The 22,649-nt window shown below is 60.9% G+C and carries 23 protein-coding genes and 1 pseudogene; 11 read left to right on the top strand and 13 right to left on the bottom strand.

Annotated elements, in window-relative coordinates; translation table 11 throughout:
- Positions 1-182 precede the first annotated feature (182 nt).
- From HX817_RS05065 to HX817_RS05055, 3 genes are all read left to right on the top strand, one after another.
- Positions 183-659 carry a hemerythrin domain-containing protein gene (locus tag HX817_RS05065; RefSeq protein WP_008435010.1) on the top strand — a complete coding sequence of 159 codons (477 nt, stop codon included), beginning with the start codon at positions 183-185 and terminating at the stop codon, positions 657-659.
- Positions 660-763: 104 nt separating this feature from the next.
- Positions 764-940, top strand: a complete 177-nt coding sequence (locus HX817_RS31560; protein WP_177039985.1) for a KGG domain-containing protein — start codon at positions 764-766, stop codon at positions 938-940.
- Positions 941-1,006: 66 nt separating this feature from the next.
- Positions 1,007-1,327 (top strand): hypothetical protein, encoded by a 321-nt coding sequence (locus HX817_RS05055; protein WP_177039894.1) that lies wholly within the window; start codon positions 1,007-1,009, stop codon positions 1,325-1,327.
- A gap of 4 nt (positions 1,328-1,331) precedes the next feature.
- Here the strand turns inward: HX817_RS05055 and HX817_RS05050 are convergent, their stop codons facing one another.
- Complete coding sequence (locus tag HX817_RS05050; RefSeq protein WP_177039893.1) at positions 1,332-2,531, bottom strand: lysozyme inhibitor LprI family protein; 1,200 nt, start codon at positions 2,529-2,531, stop codon at positions 1,332-1,334.
- A gap of 78 nt (positions 2,532-2,609) precedes the next feature.
- Positions 2,610-3,668 (bottom strand): YhcG family protein, encoded by a 1,059-nt coding sequence (locus tag HX817_RS05045; protein ID WP_177039892.1) that lies wholly within the window; start codon positions 3,666-3,668, stop codon positions 2,610-2,612.
- Between the two features lie 180 nt (positions 3,669-3,848).
- Between HX817_RS05045 and HX817_RS05040 the strand changes: the two genes are divergently transcribed.
- Positions 3,849-4,505, top strand: coding sequence for a metalloregulator ArsR/SmtB family transcription factor (locus HX817_RS05040; RefSeq protein WP_003207391.1), 657 nt, complete (start codon positions 3,849-3,851; stop codon positions 4,503-4,505).
- 261 nt (positions 4,506-4,766) lie between these two features.
- On the opposite strand, the gene HX817_RS05035 is transcribed toward HX817_RS05040, so the two are convergent.
- Entirely contained in the window at positions 4,767-5,783 is a 1,017-nt protein-coding gene (locus HX817_RS05035) for a hypothetical protein (RefSeq protein ID WP_177039891.1), read from the bottom strand.
- A gap of 94 nt (positions 5,784-5,877) precedes the next feature.
- Entirely contained in the window at positions 5,878-6,783 is a 906-nt protein-coding gene (locus HX817_RS05030; protein WP_177028170.1) for a LysR family transcriptional regulator, read from the bottom strand.
- A gap of 208 nt (positions 6,784-6,991) precedes the next feature.
- Here HX817_RS05030 and HX817_RS05025 point away from each other — a divergent pair, with 208 nt between their 5' ends.
- Complete coding sequence (locus HX817_RS05025) at positions 6,992-7,720, top strand: helix-turn-helix transcriptional regulator (protein ID WP_158213527.1); 729 nt, start codon at positions 6,992-6,994, stop codon at positions 7,718-7,720.
- Positions 7,721-7,726: 6 nt separating this feature from the next.
- Here the strand turns inward: HX817_RS05025 and HX817_RS05020 are convergent, their stop codons facing one another.
- The 3 genes and pseudogenes from HX817_RS05020 to HX817_RS05010 all read right to left on the bottom strand — a co-directional run bounded on the left by HX817_RS05020 (position 7,727) and on the right by HX817_RS05010 (position 11,968).
- On the bottom strand, positions 7,727-9,043 hold the full coding sequence (locus tag HX817_RS05020) for an OprD family outer membrane porin (protein ID WP_003207383.1): 1,317 nt from the start codon (positions 9,041-9,043) through the stop codon (positions 7,727-7,729).
- Positions 9,044-9,281: 238 nt separating this feature from the next.
- Entirely contained in the window at positions 9,282-9,785 is a 504-nt protein-coding gene (locus tag HX817_RS05015) for a FadR/GntR family transcriptional regulator (RefSeq protein ID WP_003207381.1), read from the bottom strand.
- A gap of 73 nt (positions 9,786-9,858) precedes the next feature.
- Positions 9,859-11,968 (bottom strand): annotated as a pseudogene (locus HX817_RS05010) (FUSC family protein).
- A 254-nt stretch (positions 11,969-12,222) separates the two neighbouring features.
- On the opposite strand from HX817_RS05010, the gene HX817_RS05005 reads away from it, so the two are divergent.
- Positions 12,223-13,170, top strand: coding sequence for a LysR family transcriptional regulator (locus tag HX817_RS05005; protein WP_003207376.1), 948 nt, complete (start codon positions 12,223-12,225; stop codon positions 13,168-13,170).
- Here HX817_RS05005 and ispC read toward each other — a convergent pair whose 3' ends face one another.
- On the bottom strand, positions 13,171-14,412 hold the full coding sequence (ispC, locus tag HX817_RS05000) for a 1-deoxy-D-xylulose-5-phosphate reductoisomerase (RefSeq protein WP_087692420.1): 1,242 nt from the start codon (positions 14,410-14,412) through the stop codon (positions 13,171-13,173).
- Positions 14,413-14,694: 282 nt separating this feature from the next.
- Between ispC and HX817_RS04995 the strand changes: the two genes are divergently transcribed.
- Complete coding sequence (locus HX817_RS04995) at positions 14,695-15,438, top strand: SDR family NAD(P)-dependent oxidoreductase (RefSeq protein ID WP_003207372.1); 744 nt, start codon at positions 14,695-14,697, stop codon at positions 15,436-15,438.
- Positions 15,439-15,454: 16 nt separating this feature from the next.
- Here the strand turns inward: HX817_RS04995 and HX817_RS04990 are convergent, their stop codons facing one another.
- Entirely contained in the window at positions 15,455-16,621 is a 1,167-nt protein-coding gene (locus HX817_RS04990) for an MFS transporter (protein ID WP_177039890.1), read from the bottom strand.
- Positions 16,618-17,640, bottom strand: a complete 1,023-nt coding sequence (locus HX817_RS04985) for an NAD(P)-dependent alcohol dehydrogenase (protein ID WP_003207368.1) — start codon at positions 17,638-17,640, stop codon at positions 16,618-16,620. Before HX817_RS04985 ends, HX817_RS04990 begins: the two co-directional genes overlap by 4 nt.
- A 149-nt stretch (positions 17,641-17,789) precedes the next feature.
- On the opposite strand from HX817_RS04985, the gene HX817_RS04980 reads away from it, so the two are divergent.
- A complete protein-coding gene (locus tag HX817_RS04980) occupies positions 17,790-18,716 on the top strand; it encodes a LysR family transcriptional regulator (protein ID WP_003207367.1) in 927 nt (308 codons plus the stop codon).
- Here HX817_RS04980 and HX817_RS04975 read toward each other — a convergent pair whose 3' ends face one another.
- Positions 18,717-19,121 carry a helix-turn-helix domain-containing protein gene (locus HX817_RS04975; RefSeq protein WP_003207365.1) on the bottom strand — a complete coding sequence of 135 codons (405 nt, stop codon included), beginning with the start codon at positions 19,119-19,121 and terminating at the stop codon, positions 18,717-18,719. It abuts the gene before it with no gap.
- A 90-nt stretch (positions 19,122-19,211) separates the two neighbouring features.
- Here HX817_RS04975 and HX817_RS04970 point away from each other — a divergent pair, with 90 nt between their 5' ends.
- On the top strand, positions 19,212-20,141 hold the full coding sequence (locus HX817_RS04970; protein WP_177039889.1) for an aromatic alcohol reductase: 930 nt from the start codon (positions 19,212-19,214) through the stop codon (positions 20,139-20,141).
- On the opposite strand, the gene HX817_RS04965 is transcribed toward HX817_RS04970, so the two are convergent.
- Together HX817_RS04965 and HX817_RS04960 are read right to left on the bottom strand one after the other, a co-directional pair.
- Positions 20,116-20,670, bottom strand: a complete 555-nt coding sequence (locus HX817_RS04965) for a putative natural product biosynthesis protein (RefSeq protein WP_003207361.1) — start codon at positions 20,668-20,670, stop codon at positions 20,116-20,118. The two genes, HX817_RS04970 and HX817_RS04965, sit on opposite strands and share 26 nt — an antisense overlap.
- Before the next feature lie 62 nt (positions 20,671-20,732).
- Entirely contained in the window at positions 20,733-21,116 is a 384-nt protein-coding gene (locus HX817_RS04960) for a DUF2946 domain-containing protein (RefSeq protein WP_003207359.1), read from the bottom strand.
- Positions 21,117-21,381: 265 nt separating this feature from the next.
- On the opposite strand from HX817_RS04960, the gene HX817_RS04955 reads away from it, so the two are divergent.
- Both HX817_RS04955 and HX817_RS04950 read left to right on the top strand, forming a co-directional pair.
- A complete protein-coding gene (locus HX817_RS04955; RefSeq protein ID WP_003207358.1) occupies positions 21,382-21,987 on the top strand; it encodes an SCO family protein in 606 nt (201 codons plus the stop codon).
- Positions 21,987-22,463, top strand: a complete 477-nt coding sequence (locus HX817_RS04950; RefSeq protein ID WP_003207356.1) for a copper chaperone PCu(A)C — start codon at positions 21,987-21,989, stop codon at positions 22,461-22,463. Before HX817_RS04955 ends, HX817_RS04950 begins: the two co-directional genes overlap by 1 nt.
- Positions 22,464-22,649: the final 186 nt, after the last annotated feature.

Genomic DNA, 22,649 nt, shown 5'->3' with positions numbered 1-22,649 from the left:
TAATGCATGCCAGCCGCCACTGGACCGTGCAACCTGCACGACCAGCGTCGATATTTATTCGATATAAACTATTGATTTATAAGCCAATAAATATTCCGCTCAACTTGGTACAACTCATGCTGTAGAGGTCTGGACAGGCGGGCAATTCGACCCGCCCTTTCGCTACCCGTGAGGTGTCACCCATGAATGCCATTGATCTTCTCAAGGCCGACCACGAACGCGTCAAAGCCATCCTGAACCAGCTGAGTGAGTCTACTGAACGCGGCGTCAAAAAGCGCACCGAGCTACTGGCGAAACTGGAAATGGAAATCAGCCTTCACACCCGCCTTGAGGAAGAAATCCTCTATCCGGCTTTTCGCAAGGCTGGGGGCAAGGATCAGGAAATCATGTACCACGAGGCCAAGGAAGAACATCGCACTGTCGACTCCCTCGTCCTTCCGGACCTGAAGCAGACTTCGCCCTCCACCACCGAGTTTTCCGGCCGGGTGAAAGTCGTCAAGGAACTGTTGGAGCACCATATCGAGGAAGAGGAAAGCGAGATGTTCCCACAGGCCAGGAAGCTGTTGGGCAAGGCCTTGCTGGAAGAGCTGGGCGCGGAGATGGAAGCGATGAAAGCCGCGCACAAGAAAGCACCCGGCGCGAAGCCAATGGCGGCTTGATGTCCATTCGTCGCATGCCTGGAAACTATTTCAAACTTTGAATTGGCTGGAGGATTCCCAATTAGGCAACACCATTGATTCGCTCATCATTGAGGGTTTTCAAAATGGCTAATAGTGGAAAAACTACCCCAGGTGCTGGTCACAAAGACCAGAAAGACCCAAACCGTAAAAGCGGCGGCCAGGGTTCAGGCGGCAACTTCGCCAATGACCGCGAGAAGGCTTCTGAAGCGGGCAAAAAAGGCGGGGCTCATAGCCACGCCCCAGGCTCCAGGAAGTCTTGATTGAGGCGTCGCCGAAGCCTGGATGTGCTCCGGGCTTCGGTCCCCATCGCCAAGAGGGATTGAGTCATGAAGACCAGCATTTCCCAAAGGATCGTACTTGTCGCCAGCCTGGCGCTCGTTCTGTATGCCCCCGCCTACGCAGCCTTCGGCGACAACACCGCCCCCGAGGTGCCCGCCCTGAGCGGCAACAGCGCTCCTGGCTCGGCACTGCCGCCCGGCACCTATCCCAGCAGCCCGTCCGGGGCTGACAGCAGTGGCAACAAGGACGCTGAAACGAACGCACCTGCACCGTCTAAAACCGTGAAGAGCACGCGCCATAAAGGCACCTCGACCCAGCATCCCGGTACCAAGACCGGCAAAAAGGCCGTGCCAGAATCGGGCAGTTGACCGATTAGTTCTCGCTGGGGCCGCCGATAAAGTCCAGGCGCAGGTTCATCCACTGCCGAACGATTTCCCGGGCTGCTTGCCTGGCATCAGCAGCAGAGAAGCCGCGCTCGCGTTGCAGCCAGTCACTCGTCGCTTGCCGTGCGGGCTCAATGGCGGCCAGCGCTTGCTGACGTTGCCTGGCAGGCCACTGTTTATCTGCGCCCCAGTTGTGCAGGGCTGATTCCGGGTCCTGGGCCTGCGCTGCGGTGCCTGGCTGGAGAAACAGCCGAGGCGACGCGGTGGCCTTGAGGGAAAGCGTGTTCCAGTCGGCGTAGCTGGCAAAGCGGATGGTGCCTTCGTTCTGCGATGCAGTGGACAAAGGCTCGGTAAACGAATCGTCCAACCGCTTCCACGCCGGCTGTGCAAACAGATCACCCTGAGGGGCACAAATCGGCGCAAAGCTGTCGCGGGTGGAGCCGTACAACGACCCGAACGACTCATACGCGACCTCACCCTGCCGGCTGAAAACGAAACAGTGCACATACGGGCGTTGGTCGGCGTACATCTCATACTGTTGGCGCTCGATCATCATGCGCAGCAAGGTCAACATCACCCGGTCACGGCTGACAGCAGGATCATTCTGCAGGTCCTGCCAGATCGACCAGGGAAAACTGTCTTCCTTGAGTGCTATGAGAACCTGCTTGCGATTCTCCTCGGCCTCATTCTCCGTAACGCCACTGTCAGGTTCAAAACGCTGCAGGTAGACCAGCCAGGAGGCGGCCAGATCGTTCATCGGGTAGCGCCGAAGCCCTTCAGCTGCCTGGGCCGGATGGTACGGAATACTGGCAATGATTGCGTCAAGGGCTGCGGTGTCTTTGTGGGTGATGGTTCCCACCTCGACCACTCTCTGGCTCAGTTGGGATTGCAGGCAGCCGGGCAATTGTTCGGGGGCACCGGCACACGCGTTGCGAGTCTGCAACCACGTGCGCTGGCCACGGCGCAATTCGTCGCGCTGGTCGGGTGCCAGTTTGGCCATTGCCTGGCTGTAGTAAACGCTCAGCGTAGTGTCGAGTTCGCTTAATTCAGGGCTGGCGCAAATGGCCTTTTCCACCGTGGTGGAGGCCTTTTTACAATCGAAGGACGCGCCACTGGCAGGCATCGCTGCGCCTATCAGCGCGCCAGCGAGCAACAACATTGGGTAGGCAGAATGAATACGGCGGGCCATGGCTTTCCTTGGGTGAGTTCCTTTCAAGGCGCTCATTGTGCCGACGCGATTGCCAATGTCCAGCCTGTCGGCACAGTACTACGAAGCACTGGCCATGGAGGGGCGATCACTTGCCAGTTCACGTTCAATCTGTTCGATGCTGGGCAGGCTGGTTTGCAGCTCTGCCGGCAGGGATTCCACCAGCTGATACTCGGCAACCCCAATAGGACGGGAGCTGTCACGCAGAGCGTATTCGGCCACTACTTCGTTCTTGCTCTTGCACAGCAGCAGGCCGATGGTGGGGCTGTCCTGCGGGTGCTTGAGCTGGGCGTCTACCGCAGCGAGGTAAAAGCCCAACTGCCCCAGATGGTCGGGTTTGAATTTACCGGCCTTGAGTTCGATCACCACGTAGCACCTCAGCTTGAGGTGATAAAACAGCAGGTCGACGAAAAACTCCTCGCCCCCTACGTCCAGCAATACTTGCCGTCCCACGAAGGCAAAACCGGCGCCCAGCTCCAGCAGAAAATCGGTGACATGTTTGACCAGGGCGTTTTCGATTTCACGCTCCTGCGCGTCAAGGGACAGGCCCAGGAAGTCGAAACGGTAAGGATCTTTAAGCGATTCGCGAGCCAGGTCGGATTGCGCCTTGGGTAGCAGCCCCTCGAAGTTGCTGACCGCATTGCCGCTGCGCTCCAGCAGGCGACCCTCGATTTGCATCACCAGGACGTTGCGCGACCAGTTGTGCTCGATGGCCTGGGCAATGTACCAGCGACGGGTTTCGCGCCCGGGCAGCCTGTCCAGCAACACCAGGTTATGGCCCCAGGGCAATTGTGCAGCAGCCTGTTGCACAAATTCGGAGTCCGGCCACGCCTCCGCAAATGCGCGCATGTACTTCAGGTTACGCGGCGAAAAACCCTTCATCTCCGGAAATGCTGAACGCAAATCCTGCGCCAGCCGCTCAATCACCTTGGTCCCCCAGCCCTGCCGCGCTTGCCGGGTCAGAATATCCTGGCCGATTTGCCAATACAGCAACACCAGCTCGCGGTTTACCGCCAGGGTGGCGCGTTGCTGGGCGCAGTGGATTCGACTCTTGAGATCGGACAGCCAGTCGCTGTATCCCTCGGGTGGTGTGTTCAGGCTATCGGGGGTCTCACTCATTCCTTTTCCCTCGTGGGTTGGGCAGGCGGCCGATAGTAGCGAGGGAAAAATGCGTGATGGGCCAGCAGAATGCTTTCGATACAAATCAACTGGAACCGTACCTTCAGGCGCATCAAGGGGTGCCTCAACATGCGTGCTGTGGTCAAATGAGCCGGTCACTTCCATGGTTATTCCCGATCTATGAACGCCACACCCACCGACGACAGCCAGGCATCCACCGGGGACCGCATTCTGTTCCTGCTCAAGACCCGTGGCCCGCTGAAAACCACGGACCTGGCTGCACTGCTGGAAATCACCTCCGAAGCCGCCCGCCAGCAAATCCAGAAGTTGCAGGTCGCGCAGTTGATCGTCGGTGTATCGGCCCCCATCTCGGGTGCCGGCCGGCCCTCGTTGAAGTGGACATTGACCGAAACCGCCCAAAGCAAATTCCCCGATTCCCACAGCGTACTGACGTTGCACCTGATCGAGTCCATTGAAGGAATTTTTGGCAGCGAAGGCGTGGAAAAAGTCATCGCCAGCATGGAAGCGACGGCCAGGCACGAATACACCCAGGCCTGCTCCGCCGCGTCGACCTTGCGGGAGAAAGTCGAGATCCTGGTACAGATTCGCGAACGCGCCGGGTACATGGCGCAGATGGAGCCGCTGGACGATGGCTGGCTGCTGGTGGAGAACCACTGCCCGATCTGCGTCGCCGCCCGTAAATGCCAGGGGTTCTGCCGCTCGGAACTGCAGATCTTCCAGGCAGCCCTGGGCGATGAGAATGTGGTGGAGCGGCGCGAGCATTTGATTTCCGGGGACCGGCGCTGCGCCTACAGCATCCAGCCCCGCCGCCTGTAAGAAAGAGGCTGCGATGGGCTGCGCAGCAACCGCAATTCCAGCGCCGCAGTGTCCCGGATACACCAACGGTTCAGGATTCACGACCGCTGCGCAGTCCATCGCAGCCTAAGCCTCACGCCGTACTCAAGCCCATTGCAGGAAGGACAGATTCCGGTGTAGTGGCGCAATGCCCACCAATCATATAACCAAGAGAGATCTTGGATAATACGTTGAGCGCTTTGAATTACACAAGCCAATACTTTTTACGGTGCCGTAAACAGCCTAAACCCTGACCCCCAGCATGCCGCTGGTAATGATGATCGTGACTATGGCGCCCATGCCAATCACCAGCCAGGTCAACAGCGAACTGCGTGACTCGCTGACATTGTGATTACGCAATACACCTCGCAAACCACAACCCAGATGCCCAATCAGCAGGAACACCGCCAGCGAGTAATGCGGCAGCAGCCGAATGCTCCATGGATCCGCCAATAACCCTACGGGCTCGGCCACGGCCCAGGCGTAATCGGTGTCGGTGCCGAAGTAACGCGCCAGGGTAAACACCGAGTTGATATGGGACGCGATAAACAGCGAGAGATAGGCGCCGGAGGCGGTTTGTAACGCGTCCAGCAGGTCGGCACGCGTGACGGTCTTCGGGCGAATCAACACCAGCCCGCTGAGAATCTGAAAGAAAAACGTGACAATGATCACCGGCTCCAGCCAGCCATTGCGATACACCCGTCGCAGCACGTCCATCACCGACTTATGCACATCGGTACCCAGTACACCCAGGAGGTGGTTGAACAGGTGCGGCGCGAGAAACACCAACAGGATCGCCACCGAGGCGATGCCGTGGGCGACACGCAGCTTGATATAGGTCTTGTCCAAGGTCACCAGGCTGGTGCTCGGGCCCGTTGACGACACCATCGCAAAAAAGCCCGCCAGCGCCAGCCACAGCCCGCTCCATACCGCGATGTCGTGGCCCTCGATTTTCATCAGGTACAGCAAGACGCCCATAAGCGTGTACGCAGGAGGCGCAGCCACCGCCAGGCACGACAAGCGTCGCGCCAGGACCAGGCGTGCGCTCATGACCGGTTGAACACCGGTGACATACACACAGGCAAACGCCAACAGCGGCACCGCATAGGCACTCAGGATCAGCGCCAGGACGACCGGGGTGCCGGCGCCTGCCACATGCGCCTGGTTACTCCACGCCAGCGCCCACGGATAATACAGCGCCGCGGCGAACGGCAGCAGCCACAGCCATTCCAGCCAGGGTTTGATAGCTTTGCTTAACATATTGATTTCCCGGTGATAAATATCACCCGGATAGTGCCCAGCCATCGCCACCCGCGACAATTAGGCACCCAGGCAAAAGCCTTTTACCCAATGGTCATGCCTGGAAGGCTTGCACCATGTAGTCGACGAACAGCTTGACTCGCAGCGGTATCTTGTCGCGCTGCCGATAGCAGATGTAATGCCCCCTGCCCCGCGCCTGCGCCGCATAACCCGGCAGCAAAACGATCAAACGCTGTTGCGCGATCCAGTGCTGCGCCTGATAGCCGGCCAGCTGTGCCACACCACCGCCGGCTACGGCCGCGAGCGCCACTAGCTCCGGGTCATTGAACAACTGGCTGTAAGGCAACGGCAGCCGTATGAACTGCCCGTCGACTTCAAACTCCCACACATGCGGCTTGCCCGACTGCGCCAGGCGAAAGGCGATAGTCTTGTGCGCCGCAAGGTCTTCCAGGGTCTGCGGGTAGCCGGCTGAGTGCAGGTACTCAGGCGCGGCGCAGGTGACGAAACTCATCGGCGCCAGTTGCCTGGCGATCACATCGGCGTTCTCCAGCCGCCCGTTGCGAATCGCGACATCCACGCGACCTTCGGCGAAATCCACATGGCGATCATTCAGATCAAATTCGAGGGTGATGTCCGGGTGGGACTTACAGAACCCAGGCAACAGCGGCGCAATGCACTTGCGCCCAAAACCCACGGTAGAGCTTACGCGCACTACGCCGGACGGCGACTGGGTAGCGTGTTTCAGCGCTTCGGTCGTGCGCAACAGATGCTCGACACTGGGCAGGCACTCTTGAAAAAACCGGCGCCCTTCCTGCGTGACCGCTACGCTGTGGGTCGTGCGTTCCAGCAGCTTGATCGCCAGTTGGGTTTCCAGGCGCGTAATGCTGCGACTCACCGAAGGCACTGAAATGCCCAGGTCGCGTGCTGCCTCGCTGAAGCTTTCGCTGGCCGCGACTTTCATGAAGGCGATGACGCCGGCGAAGTTTTTTCCGATGGACATCGGTGAGGTTTCCTTGAAGGGCGCACGCCAAAAGCATCGACAGTACCCAACCGCAAACCCAAGCGCCCTAGCCAATCCGACGGTTTTTCGGTAGGCCAAACTGCGGCTTTACAGCCCTTTTGATCTGGCACAAAATCCCTCCTTATCTAGAAAATATCGGGATCGCGCCATGCTTGAACACCCATCGATTAAGTTTGGCGCGGCCCCCGTGCAAGGTTTGGTCCGGGAGTATTTGCCCGGCTTGCGTGAACCTCACGTTCACCCGGAACACGCGCAAATCATGTACGCCATCAAAGGTTCGATGACGGTACTGACGGCCGAAGGCATCTGGGTTCTGCCACCGCAGCGGGCGCTCTGGATTCCGCCAGGTGTCAGCCACACCTTCAAGCATTCGCGTCAGGTGTCGATGCGTACCGTATATGTGCGTCAGGGCGCGGCCAGCATTCCACCGTGGGCCCGCTGCGCAGTGTTAAATGTCGGGACGCTGGTGCGCGAGCTGATCCTGGCCTGCGCGCAACTGCCAGGCGAGTACCCCGAGCACAGCCGCGAAAGCCGCCTGGGCACCGTGCTGCTGGACCACCTGGCATTGCTTGAGCAAGACGCCTTTTACCTGCCTGAACCCTCGGATAAACGCGCGGTGCGCGCCGCCAACCTGATCAAGCAAAACCCCAACGACACTCGGCCGCTCAAGGAAATCGCCTTCGAGGTAGGCGCCAGTGCACGCACCCTGGAGCGGCTGTTTGCTGCCCAGACCCGCATGGGCTTCGGCGCCTGGCGCCAACGCTTGCGGATGATGGTGGCCCTGGAAAACCTCGCGGCGGGGGAAAGCGTCAGCAGCACCGCCGCCGCGATTGGCTACGAAAGCTCCAGCAGCTTTATCGCCGTGTTCCGCTCGGTGTTCGGTTGCAGCCCGGCCAGGTATTTCGCCCAGCGTTGAGCCGGCCTACAGCAAGGGAATGCTGTAGCTGACCATCAACCGGGCTTCGTCTTTGTCAGCGCTGTCATTACCCCGCAGCACCGCACCACGCCACATGAACCCAATCCCCTTGAAGGTGCCGGCAGGAATCACATAGTCAACCCGCACGTCCCGCTCCCACTCGGTATTGTCACGACCTGCCGTGCGGATGTGGCTGCCATGTATGTAGGTGACGCTGGTCTTCAGCCCCGCCACGCCCAGGTTCGCAAAATCATAGGCATAGCTGGCCACCGTGGCCTGTTCCCCGGCGTTGACGAACTTCAACGACTGGGAGTTGGTGATCAAATACACCGAGCGGCCCTGCCCCTGGTTGATATGGGGGAAGTCACTTTCGCCCGTGGTTTTCTGATACCCCAGGCTCACCGAATGGCCTTGCAGCGAATAAGTAAACAAGGCACTCCACAGGTTATTGTCGACCTTGCCATTGTTGACGCCCGGCCCGTAGTAACCCGAGCTGACGTAGCCCTCGGCACGCCCCGCCGCACTGGAGTTCTTACCGTCCGAGGTACTGTGGAAGTAGCGCAGGTCACTCTTGAACTGGCCCACCGGCAACTGCCAGTTGTGCACCAGGCCGAAGAAGTGTTGCTGGTAAAAGTTTTCAAGATTCGCGTAGTAATACTGCAACTGCATCTGCTTGCTTACGGCGTAATCCACACCACCGTAGTAAAACTGATTGCTGGACGTGCCCTTGACCGGATCGTTTGCGCCAGCGATGGACAAGCCCTGGCCGTTGCTGGAGTTACGGTCAAGCACCTGCTCGATTTTGCCGGCGACGAGGTTGAAGTCTTTCAGGTCCTTGGAGTCCACCTGGTAGCCACGAAAAGTCTGGGGCAACAACCGGCCGTCTTCATACATCAGTACCGGCACCCGGGGCATCAGCGTGCCCACTTTCAGTTGGGTCTGGGAGATGCGCACTTTGCCGGTGACCCCGGTCTTGCTGAAATCATTGGCAGCCTTGCCATCAGACAGCGGGAAGACGCTACCGGGTGTGTTGTCCTCCCCCACCTTGCCGGCACGCCCTGACGCATCCAGCCGTACGCCGTACAGCTCTTGCAGATCCAACCCCAGGCCCACCACCCCCTCGGTGAAACCGGACTGATAATTGAACATGAAGGCCTGGCCCCATTCCCGGTCCGAGGCCCCCTTGGCATTGCGCGTGTCCTGGTTGAGATAGAAGTTGCGCAGGTCCAGGGTCGCTTTACTGTCGTCGATAAAACCCGATGCAGCCGCCTGCTGTACAACGCCGAAAGAAACGGCCAGGGCCAGGTAAGTCTTGTGGTTCATGAAGGCTCCGAACAGTGAACACGACTGTCCCGTCGACCCAGTGATGGCAGCCGTTTTTTATTGTGTGTTGCAGTGTTTTCATTCGACGGGAGGCGCGCACGATATAGGCCTGGCGGTTGTGAAAACAGCCGCCAAAACGGGCATTCACTTTTCCAGTTTTTGTAACAATGAGGACGACGCGCAGGCGTCTGGAACGGGCTTTCCACGAGGGTCTTAAGTCAACTGCGAGTACAACGACTCACGCTGCAGTGCCGTCTCGCTCCGACAGCCAGCGGAGCTTTTCCAGCATGGGATCGAACATCGCGCGTACCGCCTCGACTGCCGCGTCTTCATCGCCAAAGATAATCGCCTGGACGACTTGCGCATGGGCTTCAAGCCCCGGCTCATACAACTCGTTGTCGGCAAAAATCGCCAGATACTGGCTGTGGAACGAAGAGCTGAATGCGCGGTACATCGACTGCAAGACCACGTTGTGGGAAGCCACGGCCACCGCACCGTGCAAGGCCTGGTCGCGGTCGACGAAATCGTCGAGTTGATCCCCGAGGTTATATTCGCCACGCCGCGCCAGGGCGTGCCACAACCGGCGGATATCCTCCAGGGTGCGACGGCGCGCAGCGAGTCGGGCGGTTTCGACTTCCAGCAGGTACTGGGCCTCCAGGTGGTCGCGGATCGCGCTACGTTGTTCACGAATGCCATCGATGATCGAGGCGACCCAGGCGTGATTGCAAAGACCGGCGTACATGGGCCACTCCTGAAAGATCATGCCCCTCGAGTATGGAGATTGATGCTCACCCAGACTCCTTCCGGCCCGCCAACTAGTCGCTCGATTGCGCCACTTTTTCTGCCGGCTGGTTGTAGTGGACCAGCGGCGATTGCGGGTCGAGCAGCGAGGTGCGGATGAAGTGCAGGTAGCTTTCCACCCGTCTCAGGGCTGAAGTCTCAAAGTTCCCGGCGAATGGCTCATCGGTCTGTTGCACGCACTCAATGGCGTGCTCGACAGCCTCCAGCGCGCGCTGCAAATAACCGGGCCCAGGCTTGACGAACAACCGCACCAGTGCGCGACCCATTGCCCGGATGGCGAGGCGCCAGGGCATGCTCTCGGCGTAACAGGCCTGCGCCGGCAACCGGGCCTGCTCGCGGCGCAACTCGATGATCGCGTGCCCCACGTCCAGTACCACGAACGTCCAGCGCAGCAGGCGATGCTGCACCGATGCCCTGCCCGCCGCAAAGTTGTAGGCCTGGTTGAGCAGGTCGCGGGTGCCGCTTTCGAAACCGGAGCCCAGCGCCGGCAACGGCGCGCTGATGGCAACCACCACCTGGCGGCGCAGATCCTGTTCCAGCCGGCGCCACAGCCAAGGGCTGTTGGGTGGCAGGATAATCGCCCCCGCCGCGGCGCACACCAACATGCCAAACACCATGGCGAGATAGTCATTGATCAGCCCGTAGGGGTTGTACAGCGTCAGGTTGGCAGGCACTGAGCTGGTGCCGAAAAACACCAGCATGCCCAGGCCATAGCCGGCCAATTGCGGCCTCGCCAGCCAGAACGAACCCAGTACGATCACCGGCGCCATGACCACGCACAGCAACGGAAAACCGTCGATCATCGGGTACACGAAAAACACTTCGAAAATGCCAATCACCGCTGCCAGTAGCGTACCGCAGGCGATTTGAAACGACATGCGCCTGGGGTTGGCAGAGAACGCCGACAGGCCTACGGTCAGCGCCGACACCAGGGTCATGGCCGCGCCGCTGGGCCAACTGGTGGCAATCCACAACGTACTGAGCACCAGTAACACCACCGCGGCGCGCAACCCGGCCGCAAGGGTCGCCAGCCAGTTGGTCCGAGGTTGAAACGGTTCGTTCCATTGCTCTCGCACATGGTGGTGATCGGCGAGGGACGCATGCGTCTGGGCGTAGCTGTGCAGCTCGTCGACAAAGCGGTAGAGCAGTTCATACGCGGTGTGAAAGTCCAGCAGGTCATCGGCTACGGGAGCGGTATGTTGCAACGCCGCACGCAGGCGCCGGACCCGGTCTGGCAAGCCGGCTTTGTAGACTTTCAGTTCGGTGGACAGCACGGCCGCGTCACGGTCCGTCAATGGGTGCCCGGCGAAGGGTTTGAGCAGCTCGGCCAACGCGATCAACCCCGGCGCCACCGCGCAGGCGAACCCGTTCAAGCAGTTGATGCAGCGCGTTGAAACGCGTGGTGATCGCCATGAACTCGCTGTTGAGGCGGTTGATTCGCCCATTGCGCTGGCGCATGTAAGGGTCTTCGAACACGCTGACGCTGCGCATTACTTCCAGGCCAACGGCCTCGGCGATAAACCCCAGGTTGGCGCTCTCGAAGGCCGCCTGGTCACCGGTATCACGCAGGCGCTGCCGCACAAATCCGGCAAAGCGGCCAAAGCGTTGGTACAACGTGTTGCGCATCGCCACGCTGGAGGTTTTAGGCAATACGGTGGCGCTGATCAGCGTCGCGCAGACGATCCCCAAGGTGATCTCCAGCACTCGCCAGACGGCCGCCATGAATACCTGCTGCGGATGGCCCACCACGGGAAGCCCGACCATCACCGCCGTGTAGCCGGCGAGCACAAATCCATAGGCGCGGAAGTTGCGATTGCGCGCGGCACCACCGGAACACAACCCCACCCACAATGCCAGGCCCGCGAGAAACAGCTCGGTGCTCTGGGCAAACAGGGCCATCAACAGCACCATGAACGATGAGCCCACCAACGTGCCGATGAAGCGATAGATACTCTTGGCGAGGACGTGCCCGCTGTGGGGCTGCATCACGATAAACACAGTGGTGATCGCGGTGCTCGGTTGTGGCAGTTCCAGGCGCATCGCCAGCCACAGGGTCAGGTACGAGGCGATCAATACCTTGCCCAGGTAGATCCACATCACCCCATCGCTGCGGGCCCACTCCATGAAGCCCCGGCGCCAGGGCAGCGACACCAGCCAGCGGCCCGCTCTACCGGCGATATTGAAACGACGAACAGTGAGTCGAGGCACGCGACCTTCCGGCTGACGGGAAATGGGGCGGCGACTCTAGGGGCTTCCATGCGCCCCGGTAAGTCATCAGAAACGTGAATGACTGTTACGTAAAAATCCACAATAAATAGCGTTTACAGCCGTGGATGAGTTCATGCCACACTAAAAAACGTTCCACCTGGAGAGCATCGATGGACATCCTGCAGAACATGCGCATCTTCCGCTGCGTTGCCGAAGTCGGCAGTTTTACTGGCGCGGCAGTGCAGTTGAATAGCAACACCACCCATATTTCGCGCTCCATTTCCAACCTTGAAACCCACCTGCGAACCCGCCTGTTCAACCGCACCACACGCCGTACCGCACTGACCGAATCCGGCAAACGCTACCTGTTGCGTTGCGAGCAAATCCTGCGCTCCGTCGAGGAAGCGGAGCTGGAAGCCGGCGACGCCCACACACGCCCTACCGGCCAGTTGAAAGTGCACTCGATGACAGGCATCGGCCAGCACTACGTGGTGGACGCCATCGCACGCTACCGCAAGAACTACCCCGACGTGACGTTCAACCTGAGCATGAGCAACCGCACGCCGAACCTGGTCAACGAAGGGTTCGACGTGTCGATTGTGTTGGCCATTGACCTGCCCGATTCTAGCCACGTTTCACAGAAACTGGGCACGACCTACAGCATCGTCTGCGCCTCACCGTCCTACATAAAAAACCATGGTGCCGCGCAAACGCCGCAAGACCTGCTCAGCCACGCCTGCCTGCGGCTGGTCAGCCCGGTGATCCCGCTGGAAGACTGGACGTTCGACGGCCCCCGTGGCCAGGAGAGCGTCACCATCAGCAGCTCGCCGTTCCTGGTGGACTCGGTCGACGCCATGAAGACCGCCATCAGCAACGACATGGGCGTGGGCATCCTGCCGGTGCATGCGGCAATCAAGGGGCTGCGCAGCGGCACTCTGGTGCGAGTCCTGCCCGAGTACCGCCTGGAAGAACTGAGCCTGTACGCCATCTACCCTTCCCGGCACTACCTGGATGCAAAAATCAAAACCTGGGTGGAGTACCTGCGCAGTTCACTCCCGGAAGTGCTGGCCGACCATAAGGCTGTGCTGAAGATTCGCGACCGGGTCAGCTACGGCTGATCATCGCTGATAGTGCTGATTCAGCCATCCGAGTGCCCACCGGCGGGCACTGGCGTCGGCCTCCATGACGCCATACAGGTCCGTCACCGCCACCACCGGCTCCTTGTCCAGCACATGCCGGATGCACTCGGCGATCTGCATGAAGCCGATGCGTCCGTCCAGAAAGGCCTGCACCGCGACTTCATTGGCCGCATTGAGCGACGCCGGTGCCGTGCCGCCCACATCCGCCACCTCGCGCGCCAGGGCCAGGCAAGGAAAGCGCTTCTCGTCCGGTACTTCGAAATCCAGCCGGGCCACCTTGAACAAATCCAGTGGTTCAACCCCTGAATCGATCCGTTGCGGCCAGGCCAGGGCATGGCTGATGGGCGTGCGCATGTCCGGGTTCCCCAACTGCGCGAGCATTGAGCCGTCGACGTAATCCACCAGCGAATGGACGACGCTTTGCGGATGGATCACTACCTCGACCTGGGACGGCCTGGCGCCGAATAACCAACAGGCCTCGATCAGTTCGAGTCCCTTGTTCATCAGGGTTGCCGAGTCCACCGAAATCTTGCGGCCCATGGACCATTTCGGGTGAGCGCAGGCTTGGTCCGGCGTTACGTTGTGCAGTTGCGCCATCGGCGTTTGGCGAAACGGCCCGCCGGAGCCAGTCAACAGAATGCGCCGCACGCCCGCGTGGGCCAGGCCGTGTTGAGCATGGGACGGCAGGCACTGAAAGATTGCGTTGTGCTCGCTGTCCAGCGGTAACAGCACCGCCCCACTGCTGCGCACCGCCTGCATGAACAACGCACCGGACATCACCAGTGCCTCTTTGTTGGCCAGGAGGATTTTCTTGCCGGCCTCGACGGCGGCCATCGTTGCATTCAAGCCCGCCGCACCGACGATAGCGGCCACCACCGTGTCCACATCCCGGTGACCGGCGACGAATTTCAGACCGCTTTCGCCGCCCACTACCTGAGTCTGAGAGCCCTCCTCCAACAGTTGCTTCTGCAGCGTCGCCACGGCTTGCGGCGTGGGCACCACGGCGTAGTCCGGACGGTGCAACAAGCATTGTTTTTTCAACAGCTCCAGTTGGGTGAACCCGCTGAGGGCGAAGACTTTATAGCGCTCGGGGTGACGCGCGATAACGTCCAATACGTTGACGCCCACCGAACCGGTAGCGCCCAGCACGCTGATGGCTTGCAAGCGTTGACGGGTGGCGATCACCTGGCGAATGACTTTTTTGCGCGGAATAAGCGACATGACGTAATGAGCCTGACGTAGAGAAAACAACCGCCATTAACCAAGGAAAGTGCCAGCGCCGTCATCGCGATAACGCCAACAACTATCGCAAAAAAGCCAAGCCTTCGATCAGCTCGAAAACGGGCCTTGGTCATAACGACTACAGCACGTCATAAGGACTACATAACACTCGTGTCATATCGACTACAAAAAATATATCCAACTGATTTATAGGAACTTTTCATATGGCATGAATCCTGATCAGTGCTGCGCGCCCCTTTGGCAATCTATAAAGAGAACCCCATGAACAATGACTTCAACCACCGCCTTGCCGTAGTGACCGGTGCCAGTTCAGGTATCGGCCTGGCTGTCACCTGCAAGCTGCTTGAGCAAGGTGCGCAAGTGGTCGCCATGTCGCGACAGATTGGCGAATTGGGCGCATTGGCGGAGCGTTTTGGCGAGCAGCTCTACTGGCTGGCGGGGGATGTCACCCAGGCTGCCGACCAGGCACGCCTGGCGCAGTTGACGGCGTCCATCGGACCGGTGGATTACCTCGTGCCCAATGCCGGGATCGCACAACTGGCCGATGGCCTGGACCTGGCCGCCTTTGACCGGCAATGGGCCGTCAATGGAGCCGCGGCTCTCAACACCCTCGGCAGCCTACGCGAGCAAATGGCCGCCCAGGCGTCGGTGGTATTTATCGGTACATTCCTGGAGCTGGCGACCTTCCCTGGGCTCGCCGCGTATATTGCTTCGAAGGCCGCCTTGCGGGCGCAAATGCGCACCCTGGCGGTGGAGCTGGCGCCCCATGGCATTCGTCTGAACATGGTATCGCCCGGCCCCACCGCCACGCCGATCTGGAGCACCTTGGGGCTCAGTGACGAAGCGTTGGGCGGCGTTGCCACCACAGTCAATCAGCGCCTGCTCAATGGGCAATTCCTGGAGCCGGGCGCTATTGCCGATGTGATCCTGTTCCAGTTGAGCCAGGGCGCACGCAGTGTGTTTGGCCAGGACTGGGTGGTCGACGGCGGCTACACCCTGCGTTGACCATGGCCCCGCAGGCCTAATGCGCAGCGCACAGGTCTGCGGGCAATGCCTTGGCGCCTCCGAACGCCAAGGCCTTCCACCCAATCACAAGCAATGACAGTGCGGCAAATATCAAGCCGCAGCCGATCACTCCGGTGGTGCCGAATGCATTGATAAACAGCCCGCCCACGGACGCCCCGATCACCACGCCGGCATTCGCCGAGGACACATACAGGCTGGTTGCGAACTCATGCGCCTCGGGCGCCGACGAGGTCAGCCAGACTTGCGTGACCACCAGCCCGCAGGTATGCGCAGCGCCCCACAGCAGCACAATCAAGCTCATCGACCACCACGACGGGCTGCCGAACGCGTACAAGATCACGTACGCCGCCGCCAGCACAATGGGGTACAGCACCACCGTCGCCACCATGCTTTTGCCCAATAACCGGCCCACCAACAGGTTGCCCGTGACACCGCCCACGCCGAAGATCACCAGCATGATGCTGATGGCCTGGCCATCCATGCCGGTCTGGGTCCTGAGGTACTCGGCGGCATAGCTGTAGACCGAAAACATCGTGGTGAACACCAGCACCGTCGCGATGATCGCCAGCCACACCGACAGGCTGCGCAGCACCGCCAGTTGCTTGCCGAAACTCAGCGGCATCGGGCGTTCATGATGGGGCAGTTTCAACAGCAGTCCGACACCTGCCAACCCCGTTGCCAAAGCGCAGAAGAAGAACGATGCCTCATAGGAAATACTCGCGCCCACCCATGTGGTCAGCGGCACCCCAAGCACCAGGCCCAAGGTGGTGCCCACCACGGCCAGGGCCGTGGCATGCGCCGCGCGGTCCTTGGGGTACAAGGACACCGCGGTGGAAAACGCAGCGGCAAAAAACACCGGGTGCAGCATCGCCGGAATTACCCGCAACGCCATCAAGGTTTCGAAGTTCGGCGCAAACGCCGACAGCACGCTGCACACGGAAAAACCAAAGAGCGCGCCCACCAGGATTTTCTTGCGCGCCAGGCGCGACGCCATCAGCACCAGGAAAGGCCCCAGCACCGCCACGATCAGCGCAAACAAGCCCATCAATAACCCGGCCTGAGACACGCTGATGCCGAAACGTTCGACGATCATCGGTAAAATGCCGACCACACCAAACTCCAGGGTGTACAGGCCGAAAAGACCCAGAATGATGTAGATCACCGGCCGACCTCGATCACGATCTTGCCAAAGGCACCGCGCCCGAGATGAGCGAAGGCTTCGGGCACTTGCTCGAAGCCGTAGGTGTGATCGATTACCGGCTCGATGCCGTGGCGGTCGATCATGGCAATCAGATCTTCCAATGCGCGGCGCGGCCCCACGGAGATGCCGATGATGGAGGCCCGCTTGCCCAGCAAGGCCATGACCGGAGCATTCAATTGGTCACTCTCCAGCAGGCCGATCACCGAGATGCGCCCACCGTTGGCTACCGCGTGCAGGGAACGCGTGAGGTTGTCACCGCCGGCCATTTCCAGGATATGTTCGGCGCCACGCCCATCGGTCAGCGCTTGCACCGCCGTGTGCCATTCCGGTACCCGGCTGCGGTTGATGCCATGGGTGGCACCCAGCTCTATGGCACGCGCGATCTTTTCATCGCTGCTACTGGTGATGATAACGCGGGCACCATTGGCCGCAGCCAGTTGCACCGCAAACAACGAGACGCCACCGGTGCCCTGCACCACCACGGTATGGCCGGCGTGCAGGTGGCCCAGTTCGAACAGCGCCATCCACGCCGTCAAGGCGGCCACTGGCAAGGTGCTGGCCTGCCCTGCGGTGAGGCTGAGGGGCGCATGCACGCACCATTCGGCAGGTGTTGCCACGTACTCGGCGAGCATGCCGGGGAGCGGGCCACCCTGAGGCGGCGCTTCACTCCAGGACAGCGGAGCGCCATCGACCCATCCGGCAAAAAACGTCGACAGCAGCTTGTCGCCCACCTTGAAACGCGTAACGCCCTCGCCCACGGCGACCACCGTGCCCGCCATGTCGGAGGCCGGCGTGAATGGGAATGTGAGGTCGGCACCCATGCTGTTTTCGACCACTTCACCGTCGCGGTAATTGAGCGAGACGGCCTCGACGCGCACCAATACCTCCCCGGCCTTCGCGATGGGGCGTGGCACGTCGGCAAGGCGCAGTGTGTGCAGTCCCAATGCAGGTGTTTCCCAGCGTTTCATGGTGTCGGTCATCTTGGTATTCCTCGTGAATGGGCAATGCCACAAGGATATGGGCCTGTCCTCACGGGATTAAGGGGGCGCCGGCTCCACTGTCTACGGAGCTTTTGTTCCGCAATCGGGATAAGGTAGCCAGGCCTCGCCTCAGCCAAACCGGAGCCTCGATGGACAGCCTCAACACCCTGAATGTTTTTGTGCAGGTCGCCGAAACCCGCAGCTTTGTCGCCGCCGGGCGCGTGCTGGGCGTAACGGCCTCGGCAGTCGGCAAGAGCGTGGTACGCCTGGAGGAACGCCTGGGTGTGCGCCTGTTCAACCGCAGCACCCGCAGCGTCACGCTGACTGCCGAGGGCGAGCTGTTTCTGGAGCGCAGCCGGCGCATCCTGATGGAGATCGACGAAGCCGAAGCCGAGCTTTCGCAAACCGTGTCGGCGCCTCGTGGCCGGCTCAAGGTCAGCCTGCCGCTGGTGGGCCATCCGTTCTTGCAGGTGCTCGCGCAATTCAAGAAAGCCTACCCCGAGGTGCAGCTGGACCTGAGCTTTACCGACCGCCGCGTGGACGTGGTGGAAGAAGGTTACGACGCCGTGCTGCGCAGCGGTGAAGCGCCCGACTCGCGCCTCACATCGCGCCTGATCGGCGGCTACCGGATGCTGCTGGTAGCATCACCGGCTTACCTCGCCGAGCGCGGCACGCCGCAACGGCCGGAAGACCTGGCTCAGCATGCATGCATCAAGTTCCGCTACCCCAACACCGGCAAAATGCAGCGCTGGCCCCTGCGCCAGGACGGGGTGGAAGCTGATTTCCCACTGCCCGCCGCGATGGTCTGCAACAACCTGGAAGCGCGCATCTGCTTTGCCGTGCAAGGTATCGGCATCGCCTACCTGGCGGATTTCGCCATTCGTGAATGGCTCGACAGCGGACAATTGGTGCCGGTGCTGGAGGCGTGTTCGGAAGCAGAGAACTTCCGGATCATGTGGCCTTCGGGCCGCCATCCAACGCCCAAGCTGCGGGTGTTTATCGACTACCTGCATGCGCACCTGTTTCCCGAGGATGGGCCTGCGAGCAAACGTGCAGACTGCCGGCCCACGTCTTGATCACAGCGCCTGATCAGCGTCGAACTGCTCCCGGGATCGCCTGAATCCGTCGGCATTTTCCACCACCCACGTCCACAACGGAATCATGTGCACCAGCAGCTGTTTGCCCAACTCCGATAGCTGGTATTCGACCTTGGGCGGCACCTCCTGGAAGTCATGGCGCAGCACCAGGCCATCGCGCTCCAGCTGGCGCAAGGTCCGCGTGAGCATGCGCTGGGTGACGCCCTCCATGCGTCGGCCGATCTCGGCGTGGCGCAGCCGGCCGTTCACGCCCAACAGGTGCACGATGCCCAACGACCAGCGGTTTCCCGCATGGGTCAGCACCTGCCGTTTGAGCCCGTCTTCATCGGCGCTAAGGGCTTCACAGGCGGCTTGTGAGCGCCTGATGATCTCGTCGTTATCCACCTTCTACTCCCGGTATCACTGGTGTGCCTTCTTATGCGCGGTCGGCAATTCTGCAAGCATGGCATGACTTTCACCTGAACCGAGACCCCTATGACTGCTTCGATCCTTGTACTGGGCGCCGGCGAACTGGGCCTGGCGGTACTGCGCCAACTGTCCCGCCTGGCTGCACCGCAAAATGTGTCTGTGACGGTGTTGCTGCGCCCCGCCACACTGAACTCCCCCGACCCGGCCAAACAGCAGGAAATCATCGAACTGCGCGCCTTGGGCATTGAGCTGCTGGCGGGTGACCTGGCCAATGGCTCCGAGGCCGAGCTGGCAACGGTGTTCGCCGACTATCACACCGTGATCAGTTGCATCGGCTTTGCCGCAGGCCCCGGCACTCAGCGCAAGCTGACCCGCGCGGTCATCGCAGGCGGCGTGAAACGTTATGTACCGTGGCAGTTCGGTGTGGACTACGACGTGATCGGCCGCGGTTCGGCCCAGGACCTCTGGGATGAACAGCTTGACGTGCGCGACTTGCTGCGCTCCCAGCAAGGCACGCAATGGGTGATTGTCTCCACCGGGATGTTCACCAGCTTCCTGTTTGAACCGTCCTTCGGCGTCCTCGACCTGGCGCAGAATACCGTGCATGCATTGGGAGATTGGGACACCGCTGTCACCGTCACCACGCCTGAGGACATCGGCCTGCTGACGGCACGCATCCTGTTCAGCACGCCGCCGATCACCAATCAGGTGGTGTACACCGCCGGCGACACCCTGACCTACGGCGAGCTGGCCGATACCGTGGATGCGCAACTGGGGCTCACCCTCAAACGCGAACGCTGGTCGGTGCGCTACCTGGAAGCGGAACTGGCCGCTGCACCCGAGGACAACCTGATGAAATACCGGGTGGCCTTCGCCCAAGGCAACGGCGTGGCCTGGGACCCTGCCATTACCTTCAATGGGCAACAACAGATCGCCGTGACCAGCGTTGCCCAATGGATTGAGCAGAACCTCAAGGCACCGGCAACCACCCGCTGAACTGCCCCTGACTGTCCAACGTGCACCAGGCGAAATCCCAGGGCAGCGGCGGCAGCCTTTGCAGCGCCACGCCACTGCCCGGCTTCCAGTCCACCACCTGAAGCGGCGCGCCTTGCCAGGCCACAACCACGCCCCGGACCTGGCTGGTGTCATCGCTGACCCAACGGGCCGCGGCCGCTGTCATGAACGCTTCGATGGGCTCTTCATCGATCTGCGTGCGATACACCGAACCGAGCAGCCAACGGCACACGTTTACATGGTAGGTCCAGTCCAGGGAGGGACGGTTGCGGTAAGCCCAGGTCATGAAGCTGCGAAACAGGTTCAAGCCCTCCGGCGGGTCGAGCTTGAGCAAACCGGGGCAGATGTCGAACAAGGTGTGCCAGTACGGCAGCAACCGTGCATCCAGGTGGACGAAACAGCGGGCGTTACTCGGGTATTCGACAGACGGTAGCAACACGTCGCCGCGGGACGGACGGCGCGACGCCTTGCTGACCAGACGGGCAGCGCCGGAAGGCAGGATAGAGCTCATGGAACGCACTCACACTCGTGACGATAGAACGCCTCCTGGTATCAGGAAGCCCAGGGCACACGTCAGAATGCAGGGGAAGCGCGAGGGTTGGCCGAGGGCCAGGAATACCGTGGAGGGGCCTTGTTGCGCCGCTCATGGGCCGGGCGCGGCTTTTGCCCCAGGCCCAACAGCCAGGCCAGGCAAAACAGGAAGACGATGCCCAGGGTCACGGCGGAGCACACCGGGCAGGCGAAGAAGTTCGACCAACTGCTGGCCGTCGGATTGCCCAGGCCGGCATCCGAGGCCGGCGCCTTGGTACCCAGGCTTGAGCAGAACTGACCGCCCAGGCCATTGAGCTCAAGCCCCATCATCTGCCCATGGCCCAAACCGCAGACGAACACATTGAACAGGACGCAAAAATACAGGGTCCAGGCAATGAGTGAACGGTCCGGGCGGGAGAGTTTCATGGCGGCGACTTTACCACTCACGCTGTGGGAGCTGTCGAGCTTTAGCGAGGCTGCGATGCAGGCGCCACGGTCTTGCAGGAATACCGAGCCGATCCCTTCGCAGCCTCGCTCAAGCTCGACAGCGCCCACATTTGGTCTTGCTCGGCAGGGCCTGTGACAGAACGTCGCAGATTACGCCCAGAGGCCCGGGTTGTTAGAATGCCACGCTCTCCTCGCCTGATTTAACGCTTCGTGGTACCCAGGCGCTTCACAGGATGCACAGTTGATGAGTACGTTATTCACCCGCCGCAAAGTCCTCTCCGGCATGGGATTGCTGGGCCTGGGCCTGCTGGCCGGCTGTGACAACAGCCCGAAACTGAACTTCAAGTACGGCAAGGATCTGAGCGACAAGATCATGGGCCGTACCTTCAAGCTCAAGAACACCGACGGCGAGACCGTCACCTTGAGCTCTTTCCGTGGCTTGATGCCGGTGGTGTTCTTCGGCTTCACCCAGTGCCCGGCCGTGTGCCCGACCACCCTGGCGCGCATGGCCCAGGCGAAAAAACTGATGGGCCGCGACGGCAAGATCATGCAGGTGGTGTTTATCACCCTGGATCCGGAACGCGACACGCCCAAGATACTCGACGCCTACGTCAAGGCCTTCGACCCCAGCTTCCAGGCGCTGTATGGCACCCCGGAAGAAATCGCCGTGGCCGCGAAGGAATTCGGGATCTTTTATGAAAAGATCCCCGCCGGCGACAGCTACACCCTCTCCCACACCGCCACCAGCTTTGTGTTCGACACCCGGGGCACCCTGCGCCTGGGCTTGTCTGCCTCGCTTAACGCCAAAGAGTGCGCAGAAGACCTGCTCACCGTCATGGAGGTCTGCTAATGACTGCCGTTCAACACCTCAAGCGCTTCGCCCTCGGTCTCTCCCTGCTGGGCCTCGCCGCCCACGCCAGCGCACAGGCAGTGGTCACCGACGCCTGGGTACGCGCCTCGGTACCGGGCCAGCCGTCCAGCGGCGCGTTCATGACCGTCACCGCCGACAGCGACAGCAAACTGCTCAGCGTGGCGTCGCCGGTCGCCAAGACCGTGCAGATCCATGAGATGACCATGAAGGACGACGTGATGCGCATGGGCCCGGTGGACTCGGTGCCGTTGCCCGCCGGCAAGGCCGTCAAGCTCGACCCGGATGGCTATCACGTGATGCTGATCGACCTCACCGCCCAGATCAAGGAAGGCGACCAGGTGCCGCTGACCGTCACCGTGGAAAATGCCAAGGGTGAAAAGCAGTCGATCGAAGTGAAGGCCCAAGCCCGTGCGTTGAATGCGACGGAAACCATGGATCACAGCAAGATGCACTAAAGCGCAGATCAAAATGTTGGGGCTTGTGTGGGAGCGGGCTTGCTCGCGAATGCGGTGTGACAGTCACCGGATGTATTGACTGATCCACCGCTTTCGCGAGCAAGCCCGCTCCCACATTGGCCCTTCAGGGCCTGAAAAATCGGGCGCCCGCTTCATACTTTTTTCGTCTCGCATCAACACTTTCTA

It is taken from the genome of Pseudomonas sp. C6002, from assembly GCF_013385805.1.
In the GTDB taxonomy this organism is placed as follows: Bacteria; Pseudomonadota; Gammaproteobacteria; order Pseudomonadales; family Pseudomonadaceae; genus Aquipseudomonas.
Note: the sequence above shows the minus strand (reverse complement) of the source record. Positions and strands in the feature narration are given on the sequence as shown.